Here is a 19719-nt window from a genome sequence, read left to right as displayed (position 1 = left end):
AAAACCCCGCTGCTCACGCAGCGGGGTTTTTCTTTGTGCGCGGTAAACACCGGGTAGTGCCGGCCGCTGGCCGGCAACCCGACGGTGTTACATCGCCCGGTAGATCCACGCCATCCGTGGATCCCCCTGCGAGGAACAGCGGCGCCAACCAAGGTTGGCCGCTACCAACAGCAGGCCCACACAGCAATCGGTTGCCGGCCAGCGGCCGGCACTACCAGGGGCAGGTTACGCATAAAAAGACGGCGCCCTGCGGGCGCCGTCTTGATCAGGATCGAATGGAAGGCCTGGATCAGGCGGCCCGCGAGACCCCATGTGCTTCCTGCTGGCGGAAGACCGACACCGCTTCAGTCAGCGTCCCAGCCTGCGACTGCAGCTCACGTGCGGCAGCGGTGGCCTCCTCCACCAGCGCCGCGTTCTGCTGCGTGGCCTGATCCATCTGCACGACGGTCTGGTTGATCTGCTCGATGCCAACCGACTGCTCCTGAGAGGCCGCCGAGATCTCGTGCATCAGGTGGCTGACATTCTCAACGCCCCCGACAATGCCCTGCATCCGCTGGCCCGCATCGGCCACCAGCTGGGCACCTTCGCCCACCTGGCGACCCGCCTCATCGATCAGCTTCTTGATTTCCTGTGCGGCGGCGGCGGAGCGCTGCGCCAGCACGCGCACCTCGCTGGCCACCACCGCGAAGCCGCGGCCCTGCTCGCCGGCACGGGCGGCCTCCACTGCCGCGTTGAGCGCGAGGATATTGGTCTGGAAGGCGATGCCATCGATCACGCCAGTGATGTCGCCGATCCGCTTCGAGGCTCCCTCGATCGCCTGCATGGTGTCGACGACCCGCTGCATGGCGACGTTGCCGTCGCTGGCGGCGCTCTGGGTGGTGATCGCCAGCTGGCTCGCCTCGCGCGCATGGGCAGCGTTCTGGCGCACGGTGGCGGTCAGCTCTTCCATCGAAGCGGCGGTTTCCTGCAGGTGCGCTGCCTGGCGCTCGCTGCGCTCGGACAGCGCGCCATTGCCCGCAGCGATTTCGCTCGCAGCGGTGCTGATCGAGGACGCGCACTGCTGGATACGGCCCACCATGCGCGCCAGCTGGCCGGCGGTGGCGTTGGCATCGCGCTGGATCGCGGCAAAGGCGCCGTGATACTCGCCATGCATGCGTCGATCGAGATCGCCGCTGGCCAGCGCCGAGAGCATCTGCCGCACCTCGTCAACCGTACTGCCCAACGTATCCAGCAACTGGTTGATGCCACCGGTGAGGCCATCGAGGAAGCTGGCACCTTCGGTTGCCTGCAGGCGCTGGTCGAGGTCGCCGGCGGCGGCGGCCGCGACGATGCCGGCGACGGCGTTCTCCAACGCGAGCTCATGGGTACGGTCATGCCACTCCACGGCGAAGCCCAGGCGCACGCCCTGTGCGTCGAAGACCGGAGTAACCACCTGTGCGAAGTGCACCGGGCCGATCTGTACCTTGCCGTTGTGGCTGACCTGCAGGCCATTGAGGATGGCGCGGATCCGGTCCGGGTTGGCGTGGAAGCGATGGATGCTGCTACCGACCAGGCGCTCGGCATCGAAATCGGGGAAGGCCTGGCGCAACGTTGCCTGCTGGTTACGCAGCAGGGCCACCACCGAGCGGTTCACGTAGCGGATCACGTGATCGTTGTCGGCAATCATCATCGCGGTGCGCGAGGCATCGAGGGCCTGGCGGATCTGCGCGTTCTCGGCGTGTGCCTCCGCTTCGCGCCCACGCTGGGCCTGCACATGGCGTGCGGTGTCGGCCAGCGCATGGGCCAGCGAACCTGGTGCGTAGGCGGTGGTGTCAGCATGTGCACCAAGATCGGCGCCGGTGGCGATGTCGCGCGCCAGCGCGGCCAGCCGGCGGGGACCGTGGCCGAGTGCTTCGGTCTGCTGGCGGAGCCGCAGTGCGACCTGGCCAAGGAACAGGGTCAGGCCGGCCAGCATCACGGCCTGCAGCAGCGCCGGCCACAGCGCAGTACCGTCCAGCAGCGGTGCCAGCAGGGAGAGCGTACCGACGCCACCGGCCAGCCACACCGGAAGGCGATCACGGTGGCCCAGCAGCACGCCCAGCAGCAGGGCAATCGGCAATGCCGGTGACAGGCTGATGATCGCGCACAACACGGCCAGTTGCAGCGACAACAGCAACGCCAGACCGTTGCGGGCGACGGCCCGGCCCGCCTGGGGGCCGCCCAACCACGCGGCTGGCAATACGGCGACGGCCGCCAACGCGGCGGCTTGTGCCTGCGGCCCACGCAGCGCCAGCACCAGGGCAGCCATAGCCAATATCCCGCTGCCGATCAGCAGGCGGCGGTCAGCGCGGCGCGCGAGCTGCTGCAGATGCGACAGGCGGGCGGTATCGGGGGGACGGGAGGATGCAACGGACATCGGCGACTCCTGGGTCAGCTAAAGACAACGGCCACGCCGCAACGCACGCAGCAGGGCGTGACGAGGGCGGGTGCCGGGAATTCGGGGAATGCGACGCGATAAGCGACGCGCAGACGGGGCACCGTGGCCACATCCTGTGGATGACGGTGCAGCAGAGCGGGCATGCGGACTTCCTTGCAGGACCAGACACACGCCGCAGGCCCGACCGGGTCCGCGCGCGGCGGGCGCAGGGGCCCGCAACTGATGTATCGGCCGCAACTGCGCGGAGTGAAGTGCGCGGACGCCGCGACTCAGCCGGAGTTGTCGTTGCTGAAGAAGTGCAGGATCACGTCTGCGATCTGTTCCGGATCTTCCATGTGCAGGTGATGGTTGCCGGGAAACACCGCCAGACGGCCATCGCGCAGATGCTGCAGGCGATCGCTGCGCATCGGCTCGGGATAGTACGACTGTGCCGGCGTGGCATAGATCACCTGCGTCGGGCAGGCGATGGCCTGCAGCAGGTTGTCGATCTGGCCTTCGCTGAGGCGGATCGCGGTGGGCAGCATCAGCCGCGGATCGCTGCACCAGCGGTAGCCGCCCTCGACCGGTTCCACGCCCCGCTCGACCAGCAGCCTTGCGCATCCTTCGCTGAGCTGGTTGGTCATCATCCGCGCACGGATCGGCGCGGCCAGGTCGGGGAACACGCGCAGCTGCTTGCGTGCCAGTCCCCGCGTGGCGTTTACATGTTCGCGCAGACGGTTGGCCGTGTCTTCCTCGGGGCCACGCAGGCCGCCCAGTGCTTCGATCGCTACCAGCCGCTCCACGCGGTCGCTGACCGAGGCGGTGAGACTGGCGATGCCGGCGCCCATTGAATGACCGAGCAGGCTGAAGCGGTCCCAGCCCAGCGCGTCGGCCACATCAAGCACGTGGCAGATCGCGGCCGCCGTGGTGTAGCTGGCACCGGCCGGCAGGTGCGCGCTGTGGCCATGCCCGGGCAGGTCGATGGCCACCAGCTGCAACGGCGACAGGTGCGGCGCCAGCGGCACGAAGCTGGCCGCATTGTCGAGCCAGCCATGCAGGGCCAGCACGCGCGGGCCGTCGCCGTGATTGCGCAGGCCGGCGACGCGCGCGCCACCGACCTCCAGTTCAAACGGCTGCAGACTCATGCCAGCGAGGCCACGGCCAGCCGCGCCAGGGCGCGAGCGTGTTCCGGATCGGCGTTGAGGCAGGGGATGTAGCGCATCGTCGCGCCGCGCTCGGCCAGCGTCTCGGTGAAGCCCAGCGCCACTTCCTCCAGCGTTTCCAGGCAATCGGTGGCAAAGCCCGGGCAGACCACGTCGATCTGCTTCACGCCGGATTCGGCCAGCGCCCACAGGCTGGGCTCGGCATACGGCTGCAGCCAGCGCTCGCGGCCGAAGCGCGACTGGTAACCCATCTGCCAGTCGTCCCTGCCCAGGCCCAGTGCGTGGGCGATGGCCTGCGCGCTTGCCTCGCAGCGCTGCGGATACGGGTCGCCCGCGTCGGCCAGGCGCTGCGGGATGCCGTGGAAGGAGAACATCAGCTTCTGGCCACGGCCGTGCTGTTCCCAGTACCGGCGGATCGAGCCGGCAACGGCGTCGACCCAGCCCGGATCGACCGAATAGTCGCGCACCAGGCTCACCGTCACGCCCGGATTGCGGCGCTGCCACGCATCGACGCGGTCTTCGACCGAGGCGGTGGTGGTGGTGGAGTACTGCGGGTACAGCGGCAGCACCACGATGCGGCGCGCGCCGTCGGCTGCCAGGCGGTCGAGCTCGCTGGCCAGCGCCGGTTCGCCGTAACGCATCGCATGGCGCACTGTCAGGGTCGGCAACAGGGCCTGCATGGTCTGCGCCAGCTGGCGTGTATGCACCATCAGCGGTGAGCCGTCGGGCAGCCAGACCTGGGCGTACTTGGCCGCCGAACGACTGCTGCGCAGGGGCAGGATCAGTCCGCGCAGCAGCGGCTGCCACAGCAGTGGCGGGATCGCGACCACGCGGCGGTCGGACAGGAATTCGGCCAGGTAACGGCGTACGGCGGGGGCCGTCGGCGTCTCGGGCGTGCCTAGGTTGACCGCCAGCACGGCGGTATCGGGTGCGTCGAGCATGGGCGGTATTGTCGCCGATCCGGCGCCGTGCCGGGATGCAGGGTTCGGATTGCAGGCATAGCGCGCATCAATGTGAGCAGGGAACGCTCATTGGGGATTCATGACAACGCTACTAATTTCAGTCACTTGCTATATCTTCCTATGGACTGACTTCTGGAGCCTGCCATGCGTCGCCCGATCCAAGCCCTGCTGATCGCCGCCAGCCTGCTGTCCAGCCAGGCCATGGCCGGACCGCAGGAAGACCAGCGTGCGCGCAATGCCGTGCGCGTGCTTGCTGAAATCCAGGAAATCCCCGAACAGGGCATTCCGGACAAACTGCTCGACGAAGGCCGCGCGGTCATCGTCATTCCCGACACGATCAAGGCCGGTCTGGTCATTGGTGGTCGTCGTGGCCACGGCCTGATGTCGGTGCGCATGCCCAACGGCGCCTGGTCCAATCCGGTGTTCGTGAAGCTGACCGGCGGCAGCATCGGCTTCCAGGCCGGCGTGCAGTCCTCGGACGTGGTGCTGGTGTTCCGCAACGACCGCAGCCTGGACAACCTGGTCAATGGCAAGTTCACGCTGGGCGCCGATGCCGGTGTCGCCGCCGGCCCGGTCGGCCGCAATGCCGCCGCTGCCACCGACGGCCAGCTGAAGGCCGAGATCTGGTCCTGGTCGCGCGCGCGCGGCCTGTTTGCCGGCGTCGCGCTGGATGGTGCGGTGCTGCAGATCGATGATGCCGCCAATCTGGATGCCTACGGCAGCAACACCACGCCGCGCATGATCTTCGAAGGCCGCGCTGCCGGTTCGCCGTCGATGGATGTGGTGGCCTTCCGTGACCGCCTGGAAGAGGCCACCTACGCTGCACGCAACAACCGCAGCGGCAACGGCAGTGCACCGCGTCCGGCAGCGGCCCCGGCGGTTGCGCCGGCGCCTGTTCAGGCAGCACCGGCCGCCCCGGCGGAAGCCACCACGGCGCCGCTGCAGAACGTGCCGCAGACCCCGCCACTGCAGCAGCAGGGCTTCCAGCCGGTCAATGACGGCGAAATCCGCACGGAAACGCTGGGCGGGAACTGACTTTCGTCACGCGCGCCGGCTTACAGCCGGTGCGCTATGCTCGACAGCCTGATCACTAACGTAACGAGCGTCTTTATGGGCAGTTTCAGCATCTGGCATTGGTTGGTCGTGCTGGCCATCGTCCTGCTGGTGTTCGGCACCAAGCGCCTGACCAGTGGCGCCAAGGACCTCGGCTCGGCGGTCAAGGAATTCAAGAAGGGCATGCGCGACGACGACAAGGCGAACGCGCAGCTGGGCGACGAGTCGCGCAGCCAGGATGCCTCGCGCACCGTGCAGGACGAGCACGACCGCAACCCACGCTGATCCGGAGCGGTCGCGGTGTTCGATATCGGCTTCAGCGAACTGCTGGTGATTGCCGTGGTCGCTCTGGTGGTGCTCGGTCCCGAGCGCCTGCCCAAGGCGGCCCGCTTCGCCGGCCTGTGGGTGCGTCGTGCCCGCAACCAGTGGGATTCGGTGAAACAGGAACTGGAGCGCGAGCTGCACGCCGAAGAGATCAAGCGGCAGATGCAGGACGTGCGCCAAGGCATGCAGGACACCGAGAACCAGCTGCGCGCCAGTGGCGAAGCGCTCCGTCGCCAGGCCCAGCAGGCGCGGCAGCAGGGCGACGATCTGGCGCAGGAAGTGCGAGCACCGGCGCAGGCCGATCTGCCGCCGCACATGATTGCCCAGCCCGGCGTGGACCCACCGGCCCAGGCTGGCGCCGTTGCCGGGGCGGCTGCAGACGCGCCCGCTGAAGCAGCCGCGACACCGCCGCCGCAGAGCACGGAGCGCCAGCCATGAGTGAACAGGATTTCGGCGAAAGCTCGCTGGTCGAACATCTGGTGGAACTGCGCGGCCGCCTGGTGCGCGCATTGCTGGGCCTGGGCGTGGTGCTGCTGGCGCTGCTGCCGTTTACCCAGAAGCTGTACAACGCACTGGCCGAACCGCTGGTGTCGCAGCTGCCGAACGGGCAGACGATGATCGCCACCAACCCGGCCGGCGCCTTCTTCGCCCCGCTGAAGCTGACCTTCTTCGTCGCCCTGTTCGTGGCGGTGCCGTGGCTGCTGTACCAGTTGTGGGCGTTTGTTGCCCCGGGTCTGTACGCGCGTGAGAAACGCCTGGCCGTACCGCTGCTGGTGTCGTCGGTGCTGCTGTTCTACATCGGCTGCGCCTTCGCCTACTTCCTGGTGCTGCCGGCGGTGTTCCACTTCCTCACCACCTTCAGCCCGGACGTGATCGCGATCACCCCGGATGCGAACGCCTACCTGGATTTCGTGCTGGCGATCTTCTTCGCCTTCGGCGGCAGCTTCGAACTGCCGGTGGCGATGGTGATCCTGGTGCTGCTGGGCTGGGTGACGCCGCAGCAGTTCAAGGAAGGCCGTGGCTACGCAATCGTCGGCATCTTCGTGGTAGCCGCAGTGCTGACTCCGCCGGACGTGGTCTCGCAGCTGATGCTGGCGATCCCGATGTGCCTGCTGTACGAGCTGGGCATCCACGCCGCGCGCTGGCTGGTGCCGTCGTCGGTAGTGAAGAAGCCCGCCGCCTGAAAGACAAAAAGGGGACGGAGGGGATTAAGTCGTTAAAGGCAAAAACGACTTAATCCCCTCCGTCCCCTTTTCTATCCACGCATGGCGTGGATCTACCTGCGTTCTGGTCAGGCGTGGAACACGTCGCTCGAGGTCGGCGTGGTCGGGATCGGCGGCGCTGCACGGCTGCCGCGATGCACGAACATCTGCTTCCACGCGGCGTAGACCGCACCGACATACAGCGGCATCAGCACCGTGGTCAGTACCAGCTGGGCGATGAAGGCCGCGGCCAGCGGGCCACCGATCAGCATCGCGATCTGGATCACGATCACGAACAGGATGTACATGCAGAACGCGGCGATCAGGCCGAGTGCGGCGAACACGATCATCGCGCCGATGTTTTCGATGCAGCCCTGCAGGCTCAGGCGCAGCGCATGCATGCCGCTCTGCTTGTCGAACACCACCAGCGCCGGCTGGGTGAACATCGCCAGCGACAGCGCCACCGTGCTCAGGAACACCAGCAGCATCCACAACGCAATGCGCTTTGCCGGCAGGTTGGCGACCAGCGCGGCGGCATCGTCCGGCTTGATCTGCTGGCCACTGCGGCTGATCTCTTCCATCTTGGTCATGACCTCGCTGAAGGCGGTGAAGCCCTCGCGACCGATCATCATGAACAGCAGCGCGCCCAGCAGCAGTACCGCCAGCACCTGGATCGCCAGCGGCACCAGCAGGTGGCTGACGCGGTGGTCGCGGATCGGCTGCAGCAAGTGCGAGGCCAGGCCCGGGCGGCCTTCGTCGATCTCGCCCACGGCGTAGAGCATGCCGCCGAACATGATCGGCGAGATGGCCAGGGTCATCAGCTGCACGGCCATGCCTGCCGCGCCGGGAATCAGCGTGGACAACAGGGTGACCAGCCAGCTCACCAGCAGCCAAGCCAGGCCGATCCGGGCCAGCTGCAGCGGCGCACGCCGGTACAGGGAGAACGTATCCAGCAACCACTGGGCGCCCGCCGAAGCCGGCAGCTTGCGAATCTCTTTCATGGACATCCGGGAGGGACAGGAGGGGCCGGGCGGCTGCCCGTGCCGCCGATTATCCCTGTTTTGCCATCGGCTGGGCTGAAGACAGCCGCGCCTGGCGCACGAAACGGCGCAACAGCTGGCGGGCCAGCGGCGCGGCGCTGACTGCGCGCTCGATGGTGCGGGCGCAGCCGCCGTGGCGACCGATGCAGTCGGCGCGGGCACGCACGTAGCCGCGCATGTGGTGGGTGGCGAATTCCGGATGGAACTGCACCCCCCAGGCGTGGCGGCCCCAGCGGAATGCATGGCAGCCATCCAGCGGCGAGCGTGCCAGCACCTGGGCACCCTCGGGCGCACGCAGCACGGTCTGCAGGTGGGTGGCGTGGGCGGCGAAATGCTGCGGCAGGCCCTGGAACAACGGGTCCTGTGCCGCCTGCGGCTGCAGTTCCAGTTCGATCGTGCCGGACTCGCGGCCAGCCGGGTTGTAGGCCACCTCGCCCCCCAGCGCATGGGCCAGCAACTGATGGCCATAGCAGATGCCGAACACTGGCAGACCGGCGTGGGCAGTCTGGCGCAGCCATGCGGCGCTGCGCTCGCTCCAGTCGGCGTGGTCGGTGACGAAGGCGGCCGAGCCGGTCACCAGCACGCCAGCAAAGGCATGCGGATCGGGCAGGGCGCCACCGTGCTCGACATCGACCACCACCGTCTCGTGTTCTTCCAGCCCGGCGGCGACGCGAATCCAGTGCGGAAAGCGCCCGTAGCGGCGCAATGACGGCACCGGTCGGCCGGTTTCAACGATCAGGAACGGGGCTGGATTCATCCGGGGGCGGCAGTACTGACAGGACTTCCTCGATTGTAGTCAGCCCCTGCGCCACCTTTTCAAGCCCGGCCTGGCGCAGGGTCCGCAGCCCTTCAGCACGTGCGGCACGGCTGAAACCGGCCAGATCCATGTCGGCGCGGATCTGCCCGCGCAGCCGCGAGCCCAATGGCAGCAACTCATACAGGCCGATGCGGCCAAGGAATCCGGTGCGCCGGCACTCCAGGCAGCCAACCGGCCGACAGGGCGTGGCGGCATCTGGATATGCGCCATCGCTATCAGCCAGCACCGCCCAGTCGGCAGCACCAAGGGTGTGCGGCTGCTTGCAGTGCGGGCACAGCGTGCGCACCAGGCGCTGGGCGAGGATGCCGTTGAGGGTGCTGGCGAGCAGGTAGTGCGGCACGCCCAGGTCGAGCAGGCGGGTGACCGCCGAGGGCGCGTCGTTGGTATGCAGGGTGGACAGCACCAGGTGGCCGGTCAGCGAAGCCTGCACCGCCATCTGCGCGGTCTCCAGGTCGCGGATCTCGCCGATCATGATGATGTCCGGGTCCTGCCGCAGCAGGGTGCGCACGCCGCTGGCGAAGTCCAGGTCGATGTTGGCCTGCACCTGCATCTGGTTGAACTCCGGCGCGATCATCTCGATCGGGTCCTCCACCGTGCACACGTTCACGTCCGGCGTGGCCAGCCGCTTCAGCGTGGAATACAGGGTGGTGGTCTTGCCCGAGCCGGTCGGGCCGGTGACCAGCACGATGCCGTGCGGCCGCTCGACCAGCGCATTCCAGCCGGCGGCCTCCTGCGGGCTGAAACCGAGCTGGTCGATGCTCTTGAACGCAGCATCCGGGTCGAAGATGCGCATCACGCACTTCTCGCCGAAGGCGGTGGGCATGGTCGACAGGCGCATCTCGACCTCGCGGCCACCCGGCGAGCGGGTCTTGATGCGTCCATCCTGCGGGCGCCGCCGCTCGGCCAGGTCCATGCGGCCGAGCACCTTGATACGGCTGACCACCGCGGTCATCACCGCTGGCGGCACCTCGAACACCTTGTGCAGCACGCCGTCGATGCGGAAGCGCATGCGGCCCATCTCGCGACGCGGCTCCAGATGGATGTCCGAGGCGCGCTGTTCGTAGGCGTACTGCAGCAGCCAGTCGACGATGTGCACGATGTGCTGGTCGTCGGCATTGACGTCGCCGGTGCGGCCCAGCTCGACCAGCTGCTCGAAGCTGGGCAGCGTGGTGCTGGCCTCGCCGCGCACGTCGCTGCGGGCACCGCGCACCGAACGCGTCACCCCGTAGAACTCCATGGTGTAGCGGTGCAGGTCCAGCGGGTTGACCACCGCCAGTTCGATGCGGCGGCGGGTCAGGTGCTGCAGGTCGCGGCGCCATTCCTGCACCAGCGGCTCGCTGGTGGCCACCAGCACGCGCTCGGCGTCCACCGCCAGCGGCAGGAAGCGGTGGCGGCGGGCGTAGGCGTGGGAGACCAGCGCGGTGACCGCGGCGACGTCGACCCGGGTCGGGTCGATGCGCAGGTAGCGGCTGCCGGTGCGCTGCGCCAGCCACTCGGTCAGCCGTTCAAGGGTCAGCTCGCCACCGCCGTTGGCGGCCAGCTTGAGGTTGGACAGCAGCACCAGCGGGTGCACTTCACTGGCATTGCGCGCGCCCTGCGCGGAAAACCGCATGCGCTCGCGGTCCTGCTCGGCCACCAGGTCATCGGCGACCAGAGCCGCGGCAATCTGCTCGAAATGCAGCCGTCCCCAAGGCAGCGGGACGCCGCCCGCCTCGCCGGGCGTGCCTGCCGGCAGCCGATGTTCCATCTGCCTGCTCCTCCCGGGTACGGAATGCCCCGCAGGTCGGCCGTTATACTAGCGCACCCCCTTGCCGGCCAAGACTCGTACGCATGTCCGCGACCCCGACCGTTCCGATCACCTTCCAGGGCCTGATCCAGACCCTGAACCAGTTCTGGGCCCAGCAGGGCTGCGTGCTCATCCAGCCGCTCGACCTGGAGGTGGGCGCCGGTACCTTCCACCCGGCCACCTTCCTGCGTGCGATCGGTCCGGAAAGCTGGAATGCGGCCTACGTGCAGCCGTCGCGGCGCCCGACCGATGGCCGTTACGGTGAGAACCCGAACCGCCTGCAGCGCTACTACCAGTACCAGGTGGCGATGAAGCCGGCGCCGGACAACATCCAGCAGCTGTACCTGGATTCGCTGAAGGCACTGGGCATCGATCCGCTGGTGCACGACCTGCGCTTCGTCGAGGACAACTGGGAATCGCCGACCCTGGGCGCGTGGGGCCTGGGCTGGGAAGTCTGGCTCAACGGCATGGAAGTGACCCAGTTCACCTACTTCCAGCAGGCCGGTGGCCTGGAATGCCGCCCGGTGCTGGGCGAGATCACCTATGGTCTCGAGCGCCTGTGCATGTACCTGCAGAACTGCGACAACGTCTACGACCTGGTCTGGACCTACGGCCCGGACGGCCAGCCGGTGACCTACGGCGACGTCTACCACCAGAACGAGGTGGAGCAGAGCACCTACAACTTCGAATACGCCGACGTGGAAGAAATGTTCCACCGTTTCGACGCCTGCGAGCGCGAAGCGCAGAAGCTGGTGGAAGTAGGCCTGCCGCTGCCGGCCTACGAGCAGGTGATGAAGGCCAGCCACACCTTCAACCTGCTCGATGCGCGCCGCGCGATCAGCGTGACCGAGCGCCAGCGCTACATCCTGCGGGTGCGCGCACTGGCCCAGGCGGTGGCCAAGGCGTATTACGAACAGCGCGAGAAGCTGGGCTTCCCGGGCGCGAAGAAGGCCTGAAGGCCGCGCTCTCCCCCTTACTCCGGGGCGCCGGACGCGTCGCGCGCTGCGCCCCCACCACAGGATTGAAACGATGAGCCAACTGTCCCCCCTGCTGATTGAACTGGGCACCGAAGAGTTGCCGGTCAAGGCGCTGCCGGGCTTGGCCCAGGCCTTCTTTGACGGTGTTGTCGAAGGCCTGCGCAAGCGTGGCATCGCGCTGGAACTGGGCGATGCGCGCCCGCTGTCCACCCCGCGCCGCCTGGCCGTGCTGCTGCCGGGCGTCGGCCTGGAACAGCCGGAACAGCACAGCGAAGTGCTGGGCCCGTACCTGAACATCGCGCTGGACGCCGAAGGCCAGCCGACCAAGGCCCTGCAGGGCTTCGCCGCCAAGGCCGGGATCGACTGGACCGCGCTGGAGAAGACCACCGACAACAAGGGTGAGCGCTTCGTGCACCGCGCAGTGACCCCGGGCGCGAGCACCGCCAGCCTGCTGCCGGAGATCCTGCGCGAGGCGATCGCGGCGATGCCGATTCCCAAGCCGATGCGCTGGGGCGATCACGCCTGGGGTTTCGCGCGCCCGGCGCACTGGCTGGTGCTGTTGCACGGCGCCAACGTGGTCGAAGCCGAACTGTTCGGCCTGCAGGCTGGCCGCGTCAGCCGTGGCCACCGCTTCCACCACGACCAGACCGTGTCGCTGGCGCAGCCGCACGACTACGTTGAAGCCCTGCGCGCTGCGTTCGTGCTGGTCGATCCGAGCGAGCGCCGTGCGCGCATCGTCGCCGAGGTCGAGGCCGCTGCGGCCAAGGCCGGTGGCAGCGCCCGCATCACCGACGACAACCTGGAGCAGGTCGTGAACCTGGTCGAGTGGCCGTCGGCGGTGCTGTGCAGCTTCGAGCGCGCGTTCCTGGCGGTGCCGCAGGAAGCGCTGATCGAGACGATGGAGATCAACCAGAAGTTCTTCCCGGTGCTGGATGCGGCCGGCACGCTGACCGAGAAGTTCATCGGCATTGCCAACATCGAGTCGAAGAACGTGGCCGAAGTGGCCAAGGGCTACGAGCGGGTGATCCGCCCGCGCTTCGCCGATGCCAAGTTCTTCTTCGACGAGGATCTGAAGCAGGGCCTGGTGTCGATGGGTGAGGGCCTGAAGACGGTGACCTACCAGGCCAAGCTGGGCAGCGTGGCCGACAAGGTGGCGCGCGTGGCCGCACTGGCCGAAGTGATCGCAGCCCAGGTCGGTGCCGATCCGGCGCAGGCCAAGCGGGCTGCCGAGCTGGCCAAGAACGACCTGCAGTCGCGCATGGTCAACGAATTCCCGGAACTGCAGGGCATCGCCGGCCGCCACTACGCCGTGGCAGGTGGTGAATCGGCCGAGGTTGCGCTGGCCATCGACGAGGCCTACCAGCCGCGCTTCGGTGGTGATGACATCGCGCTGTCGCCGCTGGGCAAGGTGCTGGCCATCGCCGAACGCGTGGATACGCTGGCCGGTGGTTTTGCTGCAGGCCTGAAGCCGACCGGGAACAAGGACCCGTTCGCCCTGCGCCGCAACGCGCTGGGCCTGGCCCGCACGATCATCGAAAGCGGCTTCGAGCTGGACCTGCGCGCGCTGCTGGCCAGCGCCAACGGCGGCCTGGCGGCGCGCAACGTGCAGGCCGACGTCGGCGAGCTGTACGACTTCATCCTCGACCGCCTGAAGGGCTACTACGGCGACAAGGGCGTGCCGGCTTCACACTTCAACGCTGTGGCCGAGCTGAAACCGGCCTCACTGTACGACTTCGACCGCCGCTTGGATGCGATCGGCATCTTTGCGACGCTGCCGGAAGCCGAAGCGCTGGCCGCGGCCAACAAGCGCATCCGCAACATCCTGCGCAAGGCCGAGGGCGAGATTCCGGCGCAGATCGACGCGGCACTGCTGCAGGAAGATGCCGAGCGCGCGCTGGCCGAAGCGGTCACCGCCGCCATCGATGACACCGGCGCCAGCCTGCACCAGAAGGACTATGTGGCGGTGCTGGCACGCCTGGCGCGCCTGCGTCCGCAGGTCGACGCGTTCTTCGATGGCGTGATGGTCAACGCGGAAGATCCGGCACTGCGTGGCAACCGCCTGGCGCTGCTGACGATGCTGGGCGAGCGCCTGGGCAAGGTGGCGGCGATCGAGCATCTGTCGAGCTGACGCCCGTATCGGTAGTGCCGGCCAGCGGCCGGCACTACCGGAACATCGCCGGCGGATGTCCATCGGGATCATCGCCGTTGCCGCACGCGACGTCGGCATCCTCGCGTGCGATCCCGATGATCGCCACAAAGGCGCGTATTTTGACCGCCACTTAACAACCGATCTCCAACGACGTGATGCATTTCGCATCGTCACCTCCGGTCGGTATGCTGTGCCGCATGCAGCCAAAGAAATACGCCCTGCCGCTGATGGTCCTGTCGCTGGCCGCCACCTCCGTGGCCCACGCGCGCGGCACCATCGACAAGGTGGACATCAAGGGATTGGACAAGGGCGACGACGCCGCAATCATCGAAAACATCCAGGAATCGCTGTCGCTGTTCGACACGATCGGCAAGGAGCAGGGTGAATCGCGCCTGGAGTACCTGCTGTCGCAGGCCGAGCGGCAGACCCGCCAGGCGCTGGAACCGTTCGGGTACTACAACCCGGTGATCAAGGTCGAGGCGCCGCGCCAGGATGAGCACGTGCGCGTGCTCATCCATGTCGACAAGGGGGCCCCGGTGACCGTGCGCCGCGAGCACATCGACATCACCGGCCCGGCGATGTACGACCAGTACCTGCAGGACGACCTGGCCGCATTCAAGCCCCGCAAGGGCCAGCGCTTCGAGCACACCCAGTACGAAGCCAGCAAGATCACCATCACCCGGCGCCTGGCCGAGCGTGGCTACTTCGATGCCGACTACACCCAGCGCCAGGTGCAGATCACCCGCGCCGACAACGCGGCCGACATCGACCTGACCTGGGACAGCGGCCGCCGCTACAACATGGGCCCGGTGCGCTTCCAGCAGGACTACTTCGTCGACAAGCTGTTCGACCCGCTGGTGTACTGGGAGCAGGGCAGCTACTACCACGAGGGCAAGCTGGACCGGCTGCGCGAGTCGCTGACCAAGCTGGACTACTTCAGCGTGATCGACATCCAGCCGCGCCCGGACCAGGCCGACGAAAACGGCGAAGTGCCGGTGGACGTGAAGCTGACGCGCGCCAAGCGCACCATCTACACCGCGGGCCTGAGCTACGGCAGCGAGAGTGGCCCGGGTGTGCGTGGTGGCATCGAGCGGCGGTTCCTGAACAACCGCGGCCACAAGATGAACACGCAGCTGGACTATGCGCAGAAGCGCAAGAGCCTGATCACCAGCTACCGCATTCCAGCCTTCAACTGGCTTGATGGCTGGTACACCTTCGCTGCCAGCGCCTACGACGAGCAGACCGACTACATCGACCTGCGCAACTTCAAGCTGATCGCCAGCCGCAGCGGCGAGATCAACGAACACTGGACCGCGATCGCCTCGATCAACGCGCTGCGCGAGCGCTGGCGCTATGCCTCGGGCACCGAATTCACCGACGCGGTCTACAACACCTCGACGCTGGTCTACCCGCAGCTGGTCGCCGACTACGTCGACGTCGATGACGAGCTGTTCCCGCGCAAGGGCGTCAGCGGTACGGCAACGATGCGCGCCGGTGTGGAAGGTGCGGGTTCGGACACCAGCTTCGTGCAGGCCAATGCCGTGCTGCGCTGGTACATCCCGGTGGGCGATAGCAATCGCCTGATCCTGCGCGGCGAGGGTGGCACCACCTGGACCAGCGACCTGGTGGCGATGCCGCCGAGCCTGCGCTACTTCGCCGGTGGTGACCGCAGCATCCGCGGCTACGCCTACCGTGAGGTTGGCCCGCGTACGCCGAAGCCGGACAAGTATGCGCTGGGTGCCAAGAACCTGGTGATCGGCTCGGCCGAGTACGAGCACTACTTCAACGGTGGCCCCTGGGGTGCGGCGGTGTTCGTCGATACCGGCAGTGCCTTTGACAACACCATCGACCTGCATACCGGCGTCGGCTTCGGCGTGCGCTGGAAATCGCCGGTGGGCCCGGTGCGGGTGGATATCGCGCACGGCCTGAACAACCCGGATTCGCAGTTCCAGCTGTACCTCAACATCGGAGCGGACCTGTGAGTGCCCCCGCACCGACTCCGAACAGGCCGCCGCGCGTGCGTTTCTACCGGCGCCGCCGCTTCTGGGCCTGGTCCGGCGTGGGCGTGCTGGGCCTGGTGCTGCTGGCCCTGCTGGCGGTGTACTGGCTGCTGCAGACCGTGGCCGGCCGTGACGTACTGCTGGCCCAGGTGGTGGCGCGCCTCCCGGTGGGTGCCAGCTTCACCTGGGACAAGGTGGACGGCCCGGTGGCAGGGCCGCTGACCCTGTACAACGTCGACTTCCGTTACGACGACATCCATTTCCACGCCGAGCGCGCCTACCTGGAGCCGGACCTGCGTCCGCTGCTGGGCCGCAAGCTGCTGCTGGACAAGCTGGAGCTGAGCAACGCGACGTTGAACCTGGCCAAGAGCGATGAGCCGTTCAAGCTGCCGTCGTGGCCCGATTCGCTGCCGCAGATCGAGATGCCGCTGGCGATCCAGGCCGACGCCATTGCCATCGACGGCTTCCGCATCAGCCAGGCCAACGAGCCGGTGATCGACATCAGTCGCGTGCGTGGTGGCATCGAGATCGCCAATGGCGAGTTCCAGGCACGCAGGCTGGCGGTGGACAGCGACATGGGCAACTTCACCGCCCAGGGTCGCTACATCCCGGCCAAGGACTACGACACCGACGTGACCGTCACTGCCGTGCTGCCGGCACCGCGTGGGCGCACGGCCGCCACGGTGGGCCTGGTCGCCCGCGGAGACCTGTCGCACATGGAAGTGGCCGTAGCCGGGCGCGCGCCGAAGCCACTGCACGCGATGCTGGTGTTCGATGGCCGCACCGACCCGACCTGGAACGCCAGCGTGCGCAGCGACGAGCTGGATCTGGCGCTGCTGTCGCCAGCATTGGCGAGCTCGGCGATCGCGCCGTTGTCGCTGGACTTCACCGCCGCCGGCAAGGGCGGCAATGCCAACCTGCGTGGCAAGGTAAAGCAGGGCGATCAGGAACTGGAACTGGCACCGTCGGTGGTGTCATTGCAGGACCAGGTGCTGAAGGTCTCACCGCTGCTGGTGAAGGGCCTTGGCGGTGAGGCGCGGCTGGAAGGTACCGCCGATTTCAGTCAGGAAGACCAGCAGAAGCTCAACTTCTCGGTGGTCGCGCGTGACCTGACCTGGGTGCCGGCACCGGACCCGAACACCGCCGGCAGCGCACCGGTGCCGGTCACCCTGAAGGAAGCACGCTTCGGCCTGGCCGGTACCCTGAAGGCCTGGGCGGCGATCGGCCGCGCCGATGTCGAACGCGAAAAGCAGAAGGCCCAGCTGCGCTTCGACGTACGCGGCAACGACCAGGCCGCGTCGATCCACCAGTTGCAGGCGCAGACGCCGGGTGGACAGCTGCAGGTGGAAGGCCAGGTGGCGTGGGCACCGCAGCTGGACTGGGATGCCAAGGCCACGCTGAAGGACTTCGACCCTGGCTACTTCGTGCCGGGCTGGAACGGCCGCCTGTCCGGCAACCTGGCCTCCAAGGGCCGCCAGCTGCCGCCGCCGGCAAACGCACCGCCGGGTACCACCGGCACACTGGAAGCCACGGTCGATCTGCCGTCGCTGAAGGGCGTGCTGCGCCAGCGCAATCTCGATGCGCAGGGCAAGTTCGCGCTGCAGGGCGCGCAGGGCCAGGGCGACCTGAAGCTGTCGCTGGGCAGCAGCCGGGTGACCGCGTCGGGCAAGGTCGGCGACCGCCTCGATATCGATGCGCGTTTCGAACCGCTGCAGCTGAGCGATCTGCTGCCGGGCGCCGATGGTGGCCTGCGTGGCCAGGTACAGGTGAAGGGCCCGCGCGACGCGCCGGACATCACCGCCGACCTGGTCGGCAACAACCTCAACTGGGACGGCTACGGCGCCGAAAGCGTGAGCATCAAGGGCCGCCTGCCGTGGCGCGGCGACAGCGGCACGCTGGCGATCCAGGGCCAGCAGGTCAACGCGGGCATGCTGCTGGAGCGCTTGAACGTGGATGCGCAGGGCAGTGTCTCCAACCTGCGCCTGGCTGCGCAGACCCGCAACGAGATGGGGGCGATCGAGCTGCAGGGCAGCGTGCGCCAGCAGGGCACGCAGTGGCGCGGCGAGCTGGCCTCGCTGCGCATCGCACCGGTGAAGGGTGATGCGTGGTCGCTGCGTGCACCGGCGGCGTTCGCGATCAACGGCAGCACCTACACCCTGTCCGAAGCCTGCCTCGCCGCCGCCAGCAGTGGCGCGCTGTGCGCAAGGGCCAACTGGCCGCGCGAGGGCTTGGTGGTGCGCAGCGATGCGCTGCCGCTGGCGCTGGTGCAGCCGTGGCTGCCACCGCAGTCCGGCCGCCGCATCTACCTGCGCGGCGACGTCAGCCTGGACGCGCAGATCCGCCCGCGTGGCGCGGCCTGGGAAGGCCATGTGGAAGTGCGCTCGAAGGAAGGCGGCGTGCGCCTGGGCGAGAACCGCAACACCGTGGGCGATACCACCCGCGGCGAGCTGGTGCGCTATGACCAGTTCTCGCTGAAGCTCGACATGACCCCGGCCAGCATCAAGGGCTACCTGGGCATGGGCTTCCAGGGCAATGGCTTCGTCGACGCGAAGATGCAGACCGGCTGGGAAGCCAGTGCACCACTGAACGGTGAGCTCTATCTGAACATGTCGCGGCTGTACTGGCTGGAGCTGTTCTCGCCGGACATCGTGCGACCGACCGGCCTGATCGAAGGCCACGTCAGCCTGCGCGGGACGCGAGGCCAGCCGTCGCTGGGCGGTGACGCACAGCTGAGCAACTTCAAGGGCGAATTCCCGGCGCTGGGCCTGACCTTCGACCAGGGCAAGGGCAGCTTCGTGGCCCAGCCCGATGGTTCGGCCAAGATCACCGCGCAGGCCAACTCGGGCCAGGGCACGCTGTACGTGGACGGTGGCCTGTCGTGGTTCGGCGATGCGCAGCCGCTGCAGCTGAAGATCCATGGCGAGAACGTGCTGCTGTCCAACACCAGCGAACTGCGCATCGTCGCCAACCCCAACCTCGACTTCACCCTGGCCAAGGCGGCGATGGAGCTGCGCGGCACCGTGCACGTGCCCGAGGCCGACATCGATCTGGAACGCTTGGACCGCGGCACCTCGGTGTCCGAAGACGTGGTGGTGCTCGACCCGGCCGATCCGGAAGAGTCGCGCACCTCGCCGCTGGACATGGACCTGACGGTCAGCCTGGGCGACAAGGTGAAGATGACCGGGTTCGGCCTGAAGGGCGCGCTGACCGGCAAGATGCAGGTCTGGGCCAAGCCCGGCCGCGAAATGACCGCCAATGGCGGCCTGGAAGTGAGCGGCCGCTACAAGGCGTATGGGCAGGACCTGACCATCACCCGTGGCAACCTCAACTGGAACTACAACGCGGTGTCCGACCCGCGCATCAACATCCGCGCCGAGCGCCGCATCGGTGATGTCACCGCCGGCATCGACGTGACCGGGCGTGCCCAGCAACCGCGTGCCGACGTGTGGTCCGATCCGGCGATGTCGCAGTCCGAGGCACTGGCCTATCTGGTGCTGGGACGCAGCCTGACCGGCGCCAGCAGCGACCAGGCGCAGCAGGTCAACGCTGCCTCGGCGGCGCTCTCAGCTGGCAGTGGCCTGCTCGCCTCGCAGCTGGGTGCCAAGCTGGGCCTGGATGATGCAGGCGTGAGCCAGTCGCGCGCGCTGGGTGGTTCGGTGATCGGCGTCGGCAAGTACATCTCGCCCAAGCTTTACGTGGGTTACGGCGTGTCGCTGGTGGGCGCCGGTTCGGTGATCACGCTGAAGTACCTGCTGCGCCGCGGGTTTGATGTGGAAGTGGAATCGAGCACGGTGGAAAACCGTGGTTCGATCAACTGGCGGCGGGAGAAATGACCGGGTCGGGGGCGGCGC

General features: G+C 67.8%; 15 protein-coding genes. 8 read left to right on the top strand and 7 right to left on the bottom strand.

What is annotated here, in order from left to right:
- Nucleotides 1-289: 289 nt before the first annotated feature.
- The 4 genes from BN1263_RS02245 to hemH form a co-directional block, all read right to left on the bottom strand.
- Entirely contained in the window at nt 290-2395 is a 2106-nt protein-coding gene (locus tag BN1263_RS02245; protein ID WP_058979281.1) for a methyl-accepting chemotaxis protein, read from the bottom strand.
- A 14-nt stretch (nt 2396-2409) separates the two neighbouring features.
- Nucleotides 2410-2559: a hypothetical protein gene (locus BN1263_RS20660; RefSeq protein ID WP_186008946.1), complete on the bottom strand. Its 150-nt coding sequence runs from the start codon at nt 2557-2559 to the stop codon at nt 2410-2412.
- 126 nt (nt 2560-2685) lie between these two features.
- Nucleotides 2686-3540: an alpha/beta fold hydrolase gene (locus BN1263_RS02240; protein ID WP_058979279.1), complete on the bottom strand. Its 855-nt coding sequence runs from the start codon at nt 3538-3540 to the stop codon at nt 2686-2688.
- Entirely contained in the window at nt 3537-4499 is a 963-nt protein-coding gene (hemH, locus tag BN1263_RS02235; protein WP_058979277.1) for a ferrochelatase, read from the bottom strand. Before hemH ends, BN1263_RS02240 begins: the two co-directional genes overlap by 4 nt.
- 165 nt (nt 4500-4664) lie before the next feature.
- Between hemH and BN1263_RS02230 the strand changes: the two genes are divergently transcribed.
- From BN1263_RS02230 to tatC, 4 genes are all read left to right on the top strand, one after another.
- On the top strand, nt 4665-5555 hold the full coding sequence (locus BN1263_RS02230; RefSeq protein WP_058979275.1) for a lipid-binding SYLF domain-containing protein: 891 nt from the start codon (nt 4665-4667) through the stop codon (nt 5553-5555).
- A gap of 75 nt (nt 5556-5630) precedes the next feature.
- The gene (tatA, locus tag BN1263_RS02225; protein ID WP_058979273.1) at nt 5631-5858 is read left to right on the top strand and encodes a Sec-independent protein translocase subunit TatA; all 228 of its coding nucleotides are present in this window, start codon (nt 5631-5633) and stop codon (nt 5856-5858) included.
- A 15-nt stretch (nt 5859-5873) separates the two neighbouring features.
- On the top strand, nt 5874-6335 hold the full coding sequence (gene tatB / locus BN1263_RS02220; protein ID WP_019661771.1) for a Sec-independent protein translocase protein TatB: 462 nt from the start codon (nt 5874-5876) through the stop codon (nt 6333-6335).
- On the top strand, nt 6332-7081 hold the full coding sequence (tatC, locus tag BN1263_RS02215; protein WP_058979271.1) for a twin-arginine translocase subunit TatC: 750 nt from the start codon (nt 6332-6334) through the stop codon (nt 7079-7081). The genes tatB and tatC overlap by 4 nt, the downstream gene beginning before the upstream one ends.
- Nucleotides 7082-7188: 107 nt before the next feature.
- Here tatC and BN1263_RS02210 read toward each other — a convergent pair whose 3' ends face one another.
- From BN1263_RS02210 to BN1263_RS02200, 3 genes are read right to left on the bottom strand one after another with little or no spacing between them, the layout of a single operon-like run.
- Entirely contained in the window at nt 7189-8100 is a 912-nt protein-coding gene (locus BN1263_RS02210; RefSeq protein WP_058979268.1) for a BPSS1780 family membrane protein, read from the bottom strand.
- Between the two features lie 49 nt (nt 8101-8149).
- Entirely contained in the window at nt 8150-8896 is a 747-nt protein-coding gene (locus tag BN1263_RS02205) for a glutamine amidotransferase (protein ID WP_058979266.1), read from the bottom strand.
- Nucleotides 8868-10703, bottom strand: coding sequence for a GspE/PulE family protein (locus BN1263_RS02200; RefSeq protein ID WP_058979262.1), 1836 nt, complete (start codon nt 10701-10703; stop codon nt 8868-8870). Before BN1263_RS02200 ends, BN1263_RS02205 begins: the two co-directional genes overlap by 29 nt.
- 83 nt (nt 10704-10786) lie before the next feature.
- Here BN1263_RS02200 and glyQ point away from each other — a divergent pair, with 83 nt between their 5' ends.
- The 4 genes from glyQ to BN1263_RS02180 all read left to right on the top strand — a co-directional run bounded on the left by glyQ (nt 10787) and on the right by BN1263_RS02180 (nt 19701).
- Nucleotides 10787-11698 (top strand): glycine--tRNA ligase subunit alpha, encoded by a 912-nt coding sequence (gene glyQ / locus BN1263_RS02195; RefSeq protein WP_019661767.1) that lies wholly within the window; start codon nt 10787-10789, stop codon nt 11696-11698.
- A gap of 73 nt (nt 11699-11771) precedes the next feature.
- Nucleotides 11772-13847, top strand: a complete 2076-nt coding sequence (glyS, locus tag BN1263_RS02190) for a glycine--tRNA ligase subunit beta (protein WP_058979259.1) — start codon at nt 11772-11774, stop codon at nt 13845-13847.
- Between the two features lie 206 nt (nt 13848-14053).
- Nucleotides 14054-15850: an autotransporter assembly complex protein TamA gene (locus tag BN1263_RS02185; RefSeq protein WP_019661765.1), complete on the top strand. Its 1797-nt coding sequence runs from the start codon at nt 14054-14056 to the stop codon at nt 15848-15850.
- Entirely contained in the window at nt 15847-19701 is a 3855-nt protein-coding gene (locus BN1263_RS02180; protein ID WP_058979257.1) for a translocation/assembly module TamB domain-containing protein, read from the top strand. The genes BN1263_RS02185 and BN1263_RS02180 overlap by 4 nt, the downstream gene beginning before the upstream one ends.
- Nucleotides 19702-19719: the final 18 nt, after the last annotated feature.

The organism is Stenotrophomonas thermophila (assembly GCF_001499715.1).
In the GTDB taxonomy this organism is placed as follows: Bacteria; Pseudomonadota; Gammaproteobacteria; order Xanthomonadales; family Xanthomonadaceae; genus Stenotrophomonas; species Stenotrophomonas hibiscicola.
Note: the sequence above shows the minus strand (reverse complement) of the source record. Positions and strands in the feature narration are given on the sequence as shown.

What these genes read in the sequence shown, in the direction of transcription:
- BN1263_RS02245 (WP_058979281.1), bottom strand. Translation starts at nt 2,395, where the DNA reads ATGTCCGTTGCATCCTCCCGTCCCCCCGATACCGCCCGCCTGTCGCAT.
- BN1263_RS20660 (WP_186008946.1), bottom strand. Translation starts at nt 2,559, where the DNA reads ATGCCCGCTCTGCTGCACCGTCATCCACAGGATGTGGCCACGGTGCCC.
- BN1263_RS02240 (WP_058979279.1), bottom strand. Translation starts at nt 3,540, where the DNA reads ATGAGTCTGCAGCCGTTTGAACTGGAGGTCGGTGGCGCGCGCGTCGCC.
- hemH (WP_058979277.1), bottom strand. Translation starts at nt 4,499, where the DNA reads ATGCTCGACGCACCCGATACCGCCGTGCTGGCGGTCAACCTAGGCACG.
- BN1263_RS02230 (WP_058979275.1), top strand. Translation starts at nt 4,665, where the DNA reads ATGCGTCGCCCGATCCAAGCCCTGCTGATCGCCGCCAGCCTGCTGTCC.
- tatA (WP_058979273.1), top strand. Translation starts at nt 5,631, where the DNA reads ATGGGCAGTTTCAGCATCTGGCATTGGTTGGTCGTGCTGGCCATCGTC.
- tatC (WP_058979271.1), top strand. Translation starts at nt 6,332, where the DNA reads ATGAGTGAACAGGATTTCGGCGAAAGCTCGCTGGTCGAACATCTGGTG.
- BN1263_RS02210 (WP_058979268.1), bottom strand. Translation starts at nt 8,100, where the DNA reads ATGAAAGAGATTCGCAAGCTGCCGGCTTCGGCGGGCGCCCAGTGGTTG.
- BN1263_RS02205 (WP_058979266.1), bottom strand. Translation starts at nt 8,896, where the DNA reads ATGAATCCAGCCCCGTTCCTGATCGTTGAAACCGGCCGACCGGTGCCG.
- BN1263_RS02200 (WP_058979262.1), bottom strand. Translation starts at nt 10,703, where the DNA reads ATGGAACATCGGCTGCCGGCAGGCACGCCCGGCGAGGCGGGCGGCGTC.
- glyQ (WP_019661767.1), top strand. Translation starts at nt 10,787, where the DNA reads ATGTCCGCGACCCCGACCGTTCCGATCACCTTCCAGGGCCTGATCCAG.
- glyS (WP_058979259.1), top strand. Translation starts at nt 11,772, where the DNA reads ATGAGCCAACTGTCCCCCCTGCTGATTGAACTGGGCACCGAAGAGTTG.
- BN1263_RS02185 (WP_019661765.1), top strand. Translation starts at nt 14,054, where the DNA reads ATGCTGTGCCGCATGCAGCCAAAGAAATACGCCCTGCCGCTGATGGTC.